Here is a 13184-nt window from a genome sequence, read left to right as displayed (position 1 = left end):
AACCCGACCTGTACCGTCCGCTGGTCGCTGAGCGGAAAGACGCGGCCGGCGGCCCAGCGAGCGGCGCGGCGCAGGTCGTCGTCCTCGAGGCCGGACAGGAGCGTTCCGAGCCGGTCGGCCTTGTCGTTGCGGCCGGACGTCTCGGCGATGTCTGCGAGCGCCGTCGCGAGGTCGAGGAACGGAGCAGAGTGAGGCATGTGGGTTGGGAGGCCCGTCATCGAGGGCGACGCATCGAGGGCGGTAGGGGCGTATTGCAATACGCCCGTACGGAGCAGCCTCGAGGACGGACGCGCCCTCGAGGTCGGCTAGGTGTAGCTCGGGTCTTTCTCTTCGTCAGGCGCGGCCCACTCCGAGTCCGGCGGGCGCCGGTCCTTGTGCGGCCGGGCCGGCTTGACGTGCTCCGGCGCGACGCCCTGGCAGGTCGGGCAGTAGTAGATGATCCGCTTTTTTTCGATCGTCTTGCCATCGGCGTCCTCCCACGAGTGCGAGAGCTGGTGCTTCTGGCGGACGTAGTCGTCGCAGGTCGGGCACGGCAGGTTGGTCCGGCGGAAGACCCAGTGCTTGGTGTTCCAGGCGTGCGCGTGGGGCGAGTAGCGCATGTCGCGGTCGTCGGTCTCCAAGGTCTGGATCTCGTCGGGGACCGTCCGGCCGCCCTCGAGGTAGGCCTTGCGGCAGAGCGCGGGCGTCGTCTCGGCGAGGCAAGCGCGCTCGGCGCCGTCGAGGTCGCCGACGAGCCGCCACGGGTCCATGCGGCACTCGTACAGGATCTCGGCCCGCAGGTAGTTGCCGATGCCGGCCGAGACGCGCTGGTCGAGCAAGGCCGTCCCGATCTCCCGTTGGGGCTCGAGGTCGAGGCGTCGCAGGAACTCGTCGGCGTCGAACGGCTCATCGAGGACGTCTGGGCCAAGGAGCGGCAGCGCAGGGATGTGCTCGTACGGGTCGCCCATGCCCACGTTGAACTTGGGTGCCGAGTAGAGCAGCGCCGCTGTCTCGTCGGTCACGATCCGCGCGCGCTCGCGGCGGTCGCGCGTCTCGACCTCCGGCGCGTCGGGCGCGACCACCATCCACCGGCCCCACATCAGATAGTGAGAGTGGAAGAACAACCCGCCCTCGACGCTGCCGACCAGGTGTTTGCCGTGTGCCCAGACCTTTTCGACGCGCTTGCCCGCGAACACGTCGGGGTGCTCCTTGAGCCACGCCTTGGCCACCTTCGTGCGGGCCTCCAAGACGCGGATGGTCTGGCCCGCGAGCGCGTCGTGCAGGAGGTCGGCGGAGCGCTGGACTTCGGGGCCTTCGGGCATGGGGCGGAGAGCGGGTTGGTAGGTATGGGCTTAAGGACCGGGTGGTTCGGCGGCAGGGTGGGATCGGGAAGGGCCTGACGCGCAAGCACGGGATCGACCTCGAGGACGGTCGCCCAACGCCAGCCCTAGATCTGACCCGGTGAGGCCGGCCCTACGGTATGCTCCACGACTCCCCCGCCCTCAACGCCGACCGCTATGATCCGCCTCGTCCTCGCCGCGCTCGTGCTCGCCGGTTGCGCCGATCCATCCCCAAAGACAGACGGCTCGACCGCGCTCACCGACGCCCTCGAGGCCCGGATCGCTGCCGTCGAGCGCGCGGGCGGGACGGTCCGCCGCGCCACGTTCGTGGTCACCGACGGCGTGTTCAACAGCGAGCTAATGGCACCGTACGACGTGCTCCATCACACGCTCTTCCGGGACTCCCTCGACTACATCGAGCCGTTCGTCGTGTCGCCCGACGGAGAACCGGTCGTCACGTTCGAGGGCCTTACCGTCGACGCACACTACAGCTACGCGACGGCACCGCGCGCCGACATCCTGGTCATCCCCAGCACCGACGGCAGCCTGGGACGCGACCTCGAGGACGACGTCTACATGGGCTACGTTCGCCGAGCCGTCCGCGACGCCGGGTGGGTGCTGACCGTCTGCGACGGGGCGTTTCCGCTCGGCGAGACTGGCGCCCTCGATGGCCGCGTCGCGACCACGTTCCCCGCCGACCGCGCCGCCTTCGCCCAACGCTTCCCCGCCATCGACGTCCGCGACGACGTGCGGCTGGTGGTCGACGGCAAGTACATCACGTCGGTCGGCGGCGGGATGAGCTATGAGCCGGCCTTCTGGCTCGTCGAGCACCTGTGGGGCGCCGAGCGCGTGGCCGGCAACGCCCAGGGTCTGGTGTGGCCGTGGGACCTCGAGACCGTCCCCCACCTCGTCACAGACTCCCGCCTCGAGAACCGCCAGGAGGACGGCGCGACCGATGACGCCTGAATGGAGAGTCAAACGCGCGACCTCGAGGACGAAACCGGGCTGTCCACGTGTGTGGGCTCCATGTGGACAAGCCTTTCGCAGGCTCTGCGCGGGAACGGCGCCGCGACGACCTCGGGGGTCGTTTGATCTCCCATTGAGACGGGCCGATGTCCCAAGAGCTCACACGCCCCCTCCACGATGGCTCACGCTCATCCTTCCGTTACCCCGGCCCCGTGGCCGGTCCCGGCCGACCCGACGTTCCGCACCTGGAAACCGTCGAAGCCGGACCCAACGCCCACGACCGAGCGGCCCACCGCTCGCCCCAAGCGCGCAGCAAAGCCTGCCCAACGACGCGCGGCCTGACCTCGAGGTCAGACGATGACGCGCCGTGGGCTTCGGCCATCTCCGTTTCGGAACCCTGGCTTTCTGCTGCTCACGGCGCTCTGGTCGGTTCTGTCCACGGCTCTGCTGTGGGGAGATTCCAGAGCATCCGTCGGATACACGGTTTTCTATGTCGCTTTCTGCACGGGCGCAGGCTCGGTCTCTGCCCTCCTGATCTGGCGCGCGGCGGCCATTCGGAGGCCGGGGTGGGTTGCGGTCGGATGCGTCGCGTTTCCGCTGGCCCTCTTCCTCGGATTCGTCGCGGCGGTCTGGCTTGCTCACGCGGCGGAGGGAAACCCGTACTCCGGCACTCCCAGAGAAGCCGTTTCCGCCCTCTTCGCGTACTACGCCCTCTTCGCGTACTACGCCGTGTTCCTGTACCTCCCCCTTCTGCTGGTGACCGCGCTCCTCGGAGCCGTCACCTACGACCGGGAGGCACCACCGGCTTCTGGCGCGACCTAGCCACGCGGGCGTCTACTCGTCCTCGAGGGCGTGGCTCAGCAGCCACTCGTAGACCTCCGGGTTGGCGTACGTCTCCGACCACGAGTCGTGACCAACGGCCCCCAAGATCTGGGATGCGACGATGACGAACGGGTGGTCTCGCCCTGGGCAACGTGACCGCCACCTGGCCGGTGGCCGAGTCGGTCCAGGAGCCGTCGTAGGGGAGCGGGCTTTGCGCGGAGGCGGCACGATCGCATAGGCGGCGAGGCGAGCACCTAGCTACGGGGCGCCGGGCCGTGTTGAAGCTCGTTTAGACGGTCACCGGCACGCCGAGAGCCTGCTCTCCGTAGCACCGCGCCCACGTCAGCCGCCCGCCCTCGATGCGGCCGATCCCGACGCCCGTCACCTCGTCCTCGAGGCCGCTACGGCCGCGCGAACACGTCCGCCGCCTCGACCTCGAAGCCGTCGAGGACGGACGACGCCACTGGACCGGCGTCGTAGACGTAGGCCGTTCGGGAGAGCCCGGTCTTTCCGGGTTGCTCGCGCGTGAGCACCATCACGGACTGCGCCTCGCCGGGGTCGACGACCCATAACTCCTCGAGGTCAGACTCCTCGTAGGCGCGTCGCTTGACCGACAGATCGAGGTAGGCCGTGGACGGCGAGAGGACCTCGATCACGAGCGTCGGGGCGCCCTCGATGCCACGTTCGCTGATCCGGTCGCGGCGGTCGGCCGAGAGGTAGAACGCGTCGGGCTGGACGGACCGCTCGGCCTCGAGGAGCACGTCGTAGGGAGCGACACCGGCGTACCCGCCGTGCTCGATGGCGTAGGCGAAGAGCGCGCGGTACACGTTCTGGACGGCGTCCTGGTGTCGGGGGCGGGGAGCAGGAGACGTATAGATCTGACCGTCGATGTACTGGGCAGGCGTGCCCTCGGGCAACGCCGTGAACGCCTCGAACGAGGCCGGCTCGACGGTCATCTCGTCGACGCGGCCGGGCTCGGCGGCTGGGGTCTCGGGCATCGGTACTGGAGTGGCGGACCGCCAATGTATGTCGCCCACGAGCCGACCTCGAGGACGGTCGGCGTGGCCTCGAGGACGAATCGGCGCAGAGTGCGGACACTCTCGACACACATCGGCTGGAGCCCCCGGTCACTTTGAAGGCCCGACTCTTCCGACCTCGATGCGCCTCGCCCTGCTCCTCGCCTTCGCCCTGCCCGTCGCGGCACAGACGGACGCCGACCTCCTCGAGGCCGCTCGCGCGTTCCCCCCGATGCCGCGCGAGTCGCTCGACCTGCTCCAGGGCGGATTCGTCGCGCCGGGCGACTTCACGTTCGGGTCCGGGACGCCCTACAACGACCTCGAGTACACCGCCTTCGACTCCGACTATATGGAGGGCGAGACGAACGGGTTCGACACGTTCCTGCCCGTCGACCCGAGCGACGTGTTTCCGGGAGAGGGGACGGTCAAGCTGGTCCGAGGCGTGAACAACCTCGACCTCGAGGCCGGGTATAGCGGTCCGCGCGGCGACCGGATCATCCTGGGCACGGCCGAGATCGCGGTCCCCTTCTTCTCCCGTGGGCCGGACGGCGTCGACGACGATTACGCGGTGGTCCAGAACGTCGACTACGGCGCCCCGATGCTCCAACTCCGCGGCGAGCCCGGCGAGTACCGGCTCCCGTACTACACGCGGGCCGACGGCGTATCGACCGAGGGCCACTACCTGTTCCACACCGCGAGCGGCCAGCCGGACCTGGTCGCGTTCGTCTTTCCCTGCGACGACCTGGGGAGCACCATCAGCGGCAACCCGCCGCGCAACGATCAAGTCCTGTGCAACGACTCGCGGCGCCTCGACCTCGAGGACGGCGTGACCATCCGCTACGCCGAGCCGTTCGCGCCGACGCCCGCCCTCGAGGTCGGAACCCAGATCGGGACGAGGGGGCGCGAGATCGTCGGCGGTGTCGCGGCCGACGGCGAGGGCCGCGTCTACCTGTTCGGCGCCTCGGACGGGAGCGTCGGCGGCGGCCTCGAGGCCGAGAACACGATCTATGTGGCCCAAGCGCTCCCCGACGGAAGCCGGGGCTGGACCGTCGAGCTCCCCGTCACCAACGGGACACTGCTCTTCGACGCCGAGGCCGACGACCGGTACCTCTACGCTGTCGGCCGGACCCTCGGTGCGCTGCCCGGCTTCCAGAACGCCGGTCGCTGGGACGCGATCATCCTGAAGATCGACCTCGAGGACGGGACCATCGTGGCGACGGACCAGTACGGCCAGGCCGGACTCGACGGCTACGGCAACGTGGAGCTGGACGGCGACGGCAACCTCTACCTCAGCGGCGCCGGATCGCCGGAGGGCGCGACGGGAACGGACCCGGACTACCTCGTCGCGAAGCACTCAGCCGAGACCTTGGAGGTCGTGTGGCGCGTGACCGAGGCGCCGGATGCGCACGGCCCGGTGTTCGTGTCCGAGGCCTGGGGCGGCCTCTCGGTCGTGCCCGCGCGCGACGAGCGGCCGGCGCAGCTGCTGGCCGGCGGGTGGTACATGAGCGCCGGCGGCGCAGCGGGCTTCCTGAGCTTGTACGAAGGGATCGACACCGACCAGCCCCGGAGGGTGGCCGCGACCTCGATCAACGCACCGGGCACCGAAGCCGATTGGGTCCTCGACAACGCCATCGGCTCGGACGGACGAATCTACGCCGTCGGCTACACGACGGGCGTCCTCGAGGGCGCCGCCGGAGGCGACGGGGACGCGTGGATCGGCGTGTTCGACAACGACCTCGAGGCCGAGCGGATCGTCCAGGTCGGGTCGGAGGGCTCGGACCTGTTCCGCACGCTCGACCTCGGCCCCGACGGGACGCTCTACGCGACGGGCTACACCTACGGCGACCTGGCCACCGCCAACCCCGACCCGCGCACCGGCGACGCGTTCGCGCGCTCGTTCACGCCCGACCTCGAGGCCGTCGCGTCGGTGCAACTCGGGACCGCGGGCGAAGACCGCGGATTTGGACATCTGGAGAACGGCGTGTTCTACGTCGGCGGGATGACGGAGGCGTCGCTGTCGGCGCCGAGCGCGGGGTCGTTCGATGGCTACGTCATTGCCCTCGACCCGGAGACGCTGGAGCCGGTCGCCCGGACATCGGTGTCGACAGGGTCCGCCCTCGAGGCCGCGCCGCTCGCCGTCTTCCCCAACCCCGCGTCCTCGTGGGCCACCGTCCGGTTCGCGACCTCGAGGGCGGACCGCGTTCGCATCACCGTCGTGGATGCTCTCGGCCGCACCGTCCTCGAGGGCGACCACTCGCTGGCAATCGGCACGAACGGCCTCGAGGTCGACCTGGCTGGATTGGTGCCAGGCGTCTACGTGGTCCGCGTCGAGGGCGGGGGCTCGTCCTTGAGCGCGCCGCTTACCGTCGTGCGATAGCGGGCGTCCCGGTCCGTCGCGTCCCGATCGCCGCGCGTCAGCCGAATGCCGACGCCGACCTCGAGGGCGACATGCAACCGGCCCGGCCTCTCTCGAGACCGGGCCGGTTGCCAAGCCTGCAGAGCGAGCTAGCGGAGGACCGTAAACCGAGCCGTTGCGGCTTCGCCGTCGGCCTGAACGCGGACCAGGTAGGCCCCCGCGCCGAGCGACTCGCCCTCGAGGGCGACCGACTGATCCGGTCCAGATGGCAAGGAGATCACGTCCGAGAGGAGACGGCGGCCGAGCACGTCGAACACCTCGACGCTCACGTCAGACGCGGCGCCGAGCGAGACGCGAAGACGGACGCTCCCGTTGGTCGACGGGTTCGGCGACGGAACGACCTCGAGGACTGACGCAGAGGCACCGTCCTCGAGCGGCGTCGCGATCCCACGTACGAGAGTGACCGCGGCCACCTCGCCAACGGCGTCGAAGCTGCCGTCGGCTGCGACCGCTCGGTGGTACACCGTCACGGACTCCCCGATGCCGACGCCGGCCGCGCCCAGAAGCGTGTTCAGCGCTCCGATGGCCGTCGTGAATCCCGGCGTGTCGCCGGCGTCCGCGTCGAGGACGACGGTGTCGAACGACTCATCGAGGGCGACCTGCCAGCGGTACGCCAGCCGGTTGCCGTTGCGGTCGCCTCCGTCCCACGCGATCGAGACCTCCGCGGCGCCGCTGCCGTCGAGACTGACCGTCGCGCCCGGGGCGGGCGCCGTGATCACGGGCGTGTTGGGGGCGACGTTGGCGCTCGCGAGCACCTGCCCGCGGACCTCGCCACTCGCGTCGTCCACGGAGTGGACGTTGACGTAGTAGCCGCCGTCCAAGAACGCGTCCCGCTGGTCCTCGGTGAGCTCGACCACGTCCTCGAACGAACCCGACCGCGCGTTGTCACCGAGCGTGACCGCCAGTGGGAAAATCACCGGCCCGTTCTCTCCCACATTCGCGAGATGGAGGTGCGCCCCGACGTCCGTGTTGAAGTCGGACTCGAGGTCGCGGAACTCGCCGGTGACCCGGAGCGACAGGCCGTCGAGAGCCACGATCGCACCGCCGCGCGCGGCGGTTTCGACATCCGGCACCTCGTTGAAGCCCGCGAGCCAGGCCTCGAGAGGCCGGACCGCGACCGGGAACACCTGACCCCGGATCTCGCCGGCCGGCTGGTCGTCGCTGTGGACGTTGAGGTAGTAGCCGCCGTCGACGAACGTGCCCGCGTCTCCGTCCTCGAGGTCGAACCGGTTGACGGCGGGGTCGAACGTGCCGCCGAGTTCGTCGGCGTCGAGGGCGGTCGTGAGCGAGAACTCGATCCCGCCGTTGGACCCGGCGAACGCCTCGTGCAAGTGTGCACCGCCGGCCGACTCCTCACGGAAGCCGCTCTCCAAACCGGAGAACCCGCCGCTCACGATCAAGCGGTCGCCAGAGACCTCGACGAGCGCGCCGCCGAGCGCCTGCGACGCGTTGGACGGGACTTCCGCACGGCCGGATGCGTTGGCGCGGAGTTGCGTCGAGGACGCCGGGGCGGCCTGGCCTCGCACTTCGCCAGCTGGCAGTCCGAGCGAGTGGACGTTGGCGTAGATCCGCCGGCCCTGAAGGGCCGCGAGCGGCTCGGCCTCGAGGGTCGTCGTGTTGGCGCTGGGGTCGTAGGTCGCAGACCGGTTGTCCATGCCGATCATCGGGGTGAGCGCGAACGTCACGGCCCCGTTGCGGCCGGCGTAGCCGATGTGGAGGTGCGAGCCGATGCTCGAGGCGTAGTCGCTCTCGAGACCGGAGAACGAGCCGGTGGCCGTCAACTGATCGCCGACCATCTCGAGGGCGAATCCGCCCGTCGCGGTGCTGCCGTTGGCAGGCACTTCGTTCGAACCGCTAAGCGCGACGGTGAACGGGACCGCTGCCGCACTGAGGACTTGTCCACGGACCTCGCCAGCGGGGAACGCCTCGGAGTGGACGTTGACGTAGACGGCCCGGTCGGCCATCGACTGAGCGACGTCGTCGGAAACTTCCACCTGGTTGTCGGCGGCGACGAACACACCGTCGTCATTGCTCCCATTGTCGAGCGTGACGGCGAGCGGGACCGAGACTGGCCCGTTCTGCCCCGCGTACCCGATGTGGAGGTGCGCACCGACCGACTCGTTGAAGTCGTCGAGACCGGCGAAGCTGCCCGAGACGGTGATCGCACCGTCCTCGAGTTCGACGACGGCCGCACCGCCTGCGAACGAGGCGTTGGCCGGGACCTCAGCGCTGCCCGAGAGGACCGCGCGGAACGTCGTGGATCCGGCACTGACGAGTTGACCCCGGATCTCACCTGCGGCGTTGTCCACCGAGTGGACGTTGACGTAGAGACGGCGCTCCCCGAGGGCCGTAGCCTGCTCGTCAGTCAACGTGTACGTGTTGTCGCCAGGCAAGAACGTGGCGCCTCGGTTGTCGTCGTCGAGCGTCGGGACGAGCGGAATCGTCACGCCCCCGTTGCGGCCGGCGTAGCCGATGTGGATGTGGGAGCCGATGTCGGAGGCGTAGTCGCTTTCCAGGCCGGAGAACGCGCCGGAGACGGTCAGCGTCGTGCCCTCGAGGTCGGCGACGACGGCGCCGGTCGCGGTCGACGTCACGACGGGCACCTCGCCGCCGCCGGAGAGCGTGGCCCGGTAGGCCACGGCGTCGGCCGGCACGAGCTGCGCGCGGACCTCGCCAGCGGGGAACGCTTCAGAGTGGACGTTGACGTAGACCTCGCGGCGACCGAGCGCCTCGGCTTGGTCGGCCGTGAGCGTGAACGTGTTGCTGCCGGCCTCGAAGGCGCCGCCACGGCTGTCGCCGTCGAGCGTCGGGTTGAGCCCGATGGCGACCGGGCCGGCTTGCCCGGCGTACCCGGTGTGGAGGTGGGAGGCAGCAAAGGGCGTTTCGAACCCGTCGAAGCCGCCCGTGACGGTCAGCGTCGTGCCGTCGAGGACGGCGGTCACGGTCCCCGTCGCGAGCGAGACGTTGGGCGTGGGGACCTCGTTGCTGCCGCTTAGCGAGGCGGTGTAGGTCTGGGCGTGGGCGGAACCCACGCCAACGACGGCGAGGAGAGCGGCTAAAATGCCGGAGCGGAGATGTAGCAAGGCTATGTGAGGGGCGGTTGTGTGACGGGTGCCACACCGGGCCTACCAGACGTGATCCGTCCTCCTACCGGAATAGGAGTTTGTCCTACAGGGCTCCTCGCCTCGCCTCACGCAAAGTGAGAGGCTCGGCCTCGAGGTCGGCACCCGTGCGAGAGGTGCACCGTTGGAGCGTCATGCTCCGACTCGCCTTCATCGCCTCCGCTCTCGCGTTCTCTGGCTGCGGCCCGGCCAAAGCGCTCCTGACCGACGTTCTCTACGACGAGGTCGCCCTCGAGGACGCGCTCATCGAGCGGGACCTCGCCTACACCGACGGCGGCGGCGACAAGCACCGACTCGACCTGTTCCTGCCCGTGGCCACGGCCTCGAGGCCGTGGCCAACGGTCGTGTTCGTCCACGGCGGTGGCTGGACCGAGGGCGACCGCGCACAGACGTTCGGCGGCGAGGACATCTACGGCAACGTCGGGCGGTTTTTCGCGGCGCACGGAATTGGATCGGCCGTGGTCAGCTACCGGCTGATGCCGGACGCGACGTGGCGAGAGCAGGTCGAGGACGTGGCCGCAGCCGTCGCGTTCGTGCAAGACGAGGTCGGGCGCCGTGGCGGAGATCCGTCGTCCGTCGCCGTCATGGGCCACTCGGCCGGCGGCTACCTCGCAGCGTTCGTCGCCTTGGACGCGTCCGTCCTCGAGGACGCGGGCGCCGAGCCCGTCTGTGGCGCCGCCATCGTCAGCGGCGCGGCCCTCGACCTGGCCGATGACGCGACCTGGGAGACCGGGACCGAGTTCGACTACTACGCCCGCCGCTTCTCGCCCTCGAGGACGCCGATCGATGGCCCGCCGGCCGAGCCGTACGGCTGGCAGATCGAGGCCTCGCCCGCGAGCTATGCGACGCCGAGCGCTCCGCCGTTCTCGATCGTGTACGGCGACGGCGAGGAAGAGCTGTTCCAGACCCAAGCGAACGCCCTCACGCGCGCCCTCGAGGCCGAGAACGTCCCCGTCGAGGTCGCCATCATGCCCGTCTTCAACCACGAGGCGGGCGTGTTCAACTTGAGCCGCGACGACAAAGTGGCCGGCTCCGAGGCGCTCCGGTTGGTCGACCGTGCCTGCCGCCTTCCGTCCTCGAGGACGCTGGAGGGATAGGGGACGGAGGAATGAGGAAAATGGGGATTGTTCTGGGGGATCCGGGCCTCACCCCTCTACCCCTCCGCCCCGCATCCCTCCATCACACCACTTGCGTTCCGTCCGCGACCGCCCGGTCCGGTCGTAGCACGACGGCGCCCTGGCTCGGGCTCACGGCCGCCAGCACCACGGCCTGCGCGCCGCGCGTCACCACCACGACCTGCGTGCCCTCGAGGTCGCTCGGCCCGTAGTTCTCCGTGATGTGGGACACGGCCTCGAGGACGCCGGCCCCGACGTCGACGGACAGGCGCAACGCACCGCCCTCGAGGACGGCGGCGGTCACGGTCCCGATGCGGAGGTCGACGTCGGTAAAGTCCATGGGTGCGCGGGGATGAGCGGAAGCTAGTTCGTAACACAACACGGATTTCGCGCTCGCGTACCGAACTTGAGGTCGGGTTCGTTCGTACCGATACACACCGGCGACGACCGACCGCCGAAGTTTCCACCCACAGCAGAGAGGTTTCCCATAGCCCGACGTAGATCCCGTAGGCCCGAGCCGAAGCGCCGCGAGCCCGACGCAAACATCAACGAGCACATCCGCGCGCCCCAGGTCCGCGTCGTCATGGACGGCGAGGGACAAAAGGGCGTCATGCCGACGACCCAGGCGCTCGACCTCGCCCGGAACATGGGCATGGACCTGGTCGAGATCTCGGCCAGTTCGGACCCGCCCGTGGCCAAGATCATGGACTACGGGAAGTTCCGCTACGAGCAGCAGAAGAAGGCCAAGGAGCAACGCAAGAAGCAGGCCGGCCAGGGCGAGCTCAAGGAAGTCCGCTTCCGCCCCCGCACCGACGACCACGACTACGACTTCAAGCTCAAGCACGCGCGGGAGTTCTTGGGGAAGGGGAACAAGGTCAAGGCGTGGGTCCAGTTCCGAGGCCGCGACATCATCTACAAGGACCAGGGCCTCGACATCCTGGAGCGGTTCACCGAAGACTTGGCTGACATCGCCAAGGTGGACCAGCCGCCTACGATGGAGGGCCGCCGCATGACCACCATGCTGACGCCGGAGAAGAAGTAACCCTTCTCACTCCGCCGGCCTCGAGGTCGCTCCGCCGATGGTGGGGCGACCTCTTTCTTTTGGCGCCCTTAATGCCGGCGCCTGCAGAGATGACGGGCAGGGTGCCGACCTGGAGGCCGGGTAGCTTGGCCCATGCCGCGGCGCCCGTCCCTCATCCTGTTCACGCTGTGGCTGCTGGTCTTCGCCGCGGCGGGCCAGATCATCGTGATCGCCCCGATCCTGCCGCGGATCGGCGAGCAGCTTGGTGTCGGGCCGGGGCCGTTGGGGTTGCTCATCACGGTCTACTCGGTGACGCTGGCCGTCTTCACGCTCGTCGTCGGGCCGGTGTCTGACCGGTTTGGGCGCCGACGCGTGATCCTGATCGGGACGGCCTCGATGGCGGGGGCGCTGTTGCTGCACGGGCTTGCGGACTCGTTCGAGACCCTCCTGGGATTGCGTGTGCTGGCCGGCGCGGCGGGCGGCGTCTTGTCAGGCGCCTCCGTGGCCTACGTCGGCGACACCTTCCCGGCCGACCGGCGCGGCTGGGCCAATGGCTGGGTGATGAGCGGGTTCGCCGTCGGCCAGATCATTGGGATCCCGCTGGGCATCGCGATGGCGGGTGCGTTCGGGTTCCGGGCGCCGTTCGTCGGATTCGGCCTGGCGATGGTGGCGGCGTTCGTGTTGGCCGTCCCGTTCCTCCCGCAGCCGGCGGGCGCGACCTCGAGGACGCCGCTGACCCTTCGGGGCGCACTTCGGGGCTACGCGTCGCTCGCGACGAACCGCGAGACCGGTTCGGCGGCGGGCGTGTACCTGCTGATGTTCGCCGGCGTCGGCCTGTTCGTCGTCTACTTCCCGACGTGGCTCGAAGTCGCGCTCGGGTTCGGCGCTCGCGAGGTGTCGGCGGTGTACATCCTGGGCGGGATCGCGAACGTGCTGTCGGGTCCGCGAGCTGGGCGGCTGTCGGACCGGATCGGGAGGAAGCCGGTGATTGTGGCGGCGTCGGCTGGAGTAGGCGTTCTGATGATGGCGACGCCCTTGGCGCGCGCCGCACCGGTCTCGGTCTACCTCGTCTTCTTCGGAATCATGGCGCTTGCGGCCTCTCGCGTGAGCCCGCTGCAAGCGCTGCTGACGGAGATGGTGCCGGCCGAGCGGCGCGGTTCGTTCATGAGCATGACGGCGGCGACCGGCAACGCAGGGTTCGCGGTCGGGGCCGCGTTGGCAGGCGTGCTCTACGCCGGAATCGGGTTCGGAGCCAACGCGGTGATCGGAGGCGCCGGTGCGCTCGTCGCGGCGGCGATGGTGTGGGCGCTGCTCCCGACTCTCCGCGAGCCCGACTCCCCCTGTCCCCCCGACCTCGAGGACTGCGCCGGCCGGCCGGTCCCGACCG

General features: G+C 69.6%; 10 protein-coding genes and 1 pseudogene. 6 read left to right on the top strand and 5 right to left on the bottom strand.

Translation table 11 applies throughout. The features are described 5' to 3' along the window. Positions 1-197: pseudogene (locus tag WBA11_RS01540) on the bottom strand (hypothetical protein); the annotation flags it as partial. A 108-nt stretch (positions 198-305) separates the two neighbouring features. Further along, positions 306-1301 (bottom strand): DNA-formamidopyrimidine glycosylase family protein, encoded by a 996-nt coding sequence (locus WBA11_RS01535; protein ID WP_424518970.1) that lies wholly within the window; start codon positions 1299-1301, stop codon positions 306-308. Between the two features lie 195 nt (positions 1302-1496). Between WBA11_RS01535 and WBA11_RS01530 the strand changes: the two genes are divergently transcribed. Continuing rightward, entirely contained in the window at positions 1497-2285 is a 789-nt protein-coding gene (locus WBA11_RS01530; protein WP_424518969.1) for a DJ-1/PfpI family protein, read from the top strand. Between the two features lie 357 nt (positions 2286-2642). Further along, entirely contained in the window at positions 2643-3107 is a 465-nt protein-coding gene (locus tag WBA11_RS01525) for a hypothetical protein (RefSeq protein ID WP_424518968.1), read from the top strand. A 401-nt stretch (positions 3108-3508) separates the two neighbouring features. On the opposite strand, the gene WBA11_RS01520 is transcribed toward WBA11_RS01525, so the two are convergent. Continuing rightward, positions 3509-4105: a Uma2 family endonuclease gene (locus WBA11_RS01520; RefSeq protein ID WP_424518967.1), complete on the bottom strand. Its 597-nt coding sequence runs from the start codon at positions 4103-4105 to the stop codon at positions 3509-3511. 160 nt (positions 4106-4265) lie between these two features. Here WBA11_RS01520 and WBA11_RS01515 point away from each other — a divergent pair, with 160 nt between their 5' ends. Next, on the top strand, positions 4266-6500 hold the full coding sequence (locus tag WBA11_RS01515; RefSeq protein WP_424518966.1) for a T9SS type A sorting domain-containing protein: 2235 nt from the start codon (positions 4266-4268) through the stop codon (positions 6498-6500). Between the two features lie 128 nt (positions 6501-6628). On the opposite strand, the gene WBA11_RS01510 is transcribed toward WBA11_RS01515, so the two are convergent. Further along, on the bottom strand, positions 6629-9622 hold the full coding sequence (locus WBA11_RS01510) for a CHRD domain-containing protein (protein WP_424518965.1): 2994 nt from the start codon (positions 9620-9622) through the stop codon (positions 6629-6631). Positions 9623-9795: 173 nt separating this feature from the next. Here WBA11_RS01510 and WBA11_RS01505 point away from each other — a divergent pair, with 173 nt between their 5' ends. Beyond that, entirely contained in the window at positions 9796-10758 is a 963-nt protein-coding gene (locus WBA11_RS01505) for an alpha/beta hydrolase (RefSeq protein WP_424518964.1), read from the top strand. An 82-nt stretch (positions 10759-10840) separates the two neighbouring features. Here WBA11_RS01505 and WBA11_RS01500 read toward each other — a convergent pair whose 3' ends face one another. Then, complete coding sequence (locus WBA11_RS01500; protein WP_424518963.1) at positions 10841-11116, bottom strand: hypothetical protein; 276 nt, start codon at positions 11114-11116, stop codon at positions 10841-10843. Between the two features lie 147 nt (positions 11117-11263). Between WBA11_RS01500 and infC the strand changes: the two genes are divergently transcribed. Together infC and WBA11_RS01490 are read left to right on the top strand one after the other, a co-directional pair. Then, the gene (gene infC, locus WBA11_RS01495) at positions 11264-11818 is read left to right on the top strand and encodes a translation initiation factor IF-3 (protein WP_424518971.1); all 555 of its coding nucleotides are present in this window, start codon (positions 11264-11266) and stop codon (positions 11816-11818) included. Positions 11819-11950: 132 nt separating this feature from the next. Continuing rightward, positions 11951-13184, top strand: a 1234-nt coding sequence (locus WBA11_RS01490) for an MFS transporter (RefSeq protein ID WP_424518962.1), incomplete at its 3' end; no start/stop codon positions are given.

Source organism: Rubrivirga sp. (assembly GCF_049648075.1).
Classification (GTDB): domain Bacteria; phylum Bacteroidota; class Rhodothermia; order Rhodothermales; family Rubricoccaceae; genus Rubrivirga.
This window is presented reverse-complemented; position numbering and strand designations above follow the sequence as displayed.

Coding starts and splice junctions, on each gene's coding strand:
- WBA11_RS01535 (WP_424518970.1), bottom strand. CDS start 1,301: ATGCCCGAAGGCCCCGAAGTCCAGCGCTCCGCCGACCTCCTGCACGAC.
- WBA11_RS01530 (WP_424518969.1), top strand. CDS start 1,497: ATGATCCGCCTCGTCCTCGCCGCGCTCGTGCTCGCCGGTTGCGCCGAT.
- WBA11_RS01525 (WP_424518968.1), top strand. CDS start 2,643: ATGACGCGCCGTGGGCTTCGGCCATCTCCGTTTCGGAACCCTGGCTTT.
- WBA11_RS01520 (WP_424518967.1), bottom strand. CDS start 4,105: ATGCCCGAGACCCCAGCCGCCGAGCCCGGCCGCGTCGACGAGATGACC.
- WBA11_RS01515 (WP_424518966.1), top strand. CDS start 4,266: ATGCGCCTCGCCCTGCTCCTCGCCTTCGCCCTGCCCGTCGCGGCACAG.
- WBA11_RS01505 (WP_424518964.1), top strand. CDS start 9,796: ATGCTCCGACTCGCCTTCATCGCCTCCGCTCTCGCGTTCTCTGGCTGC.
- WBA11_RS01500 (WP_424518963.1), bottom strand. CDS start 11,116: ATGGACTTTACCGACGTCGACCTCCGCATCGGGACCGTGACCGCCGCC.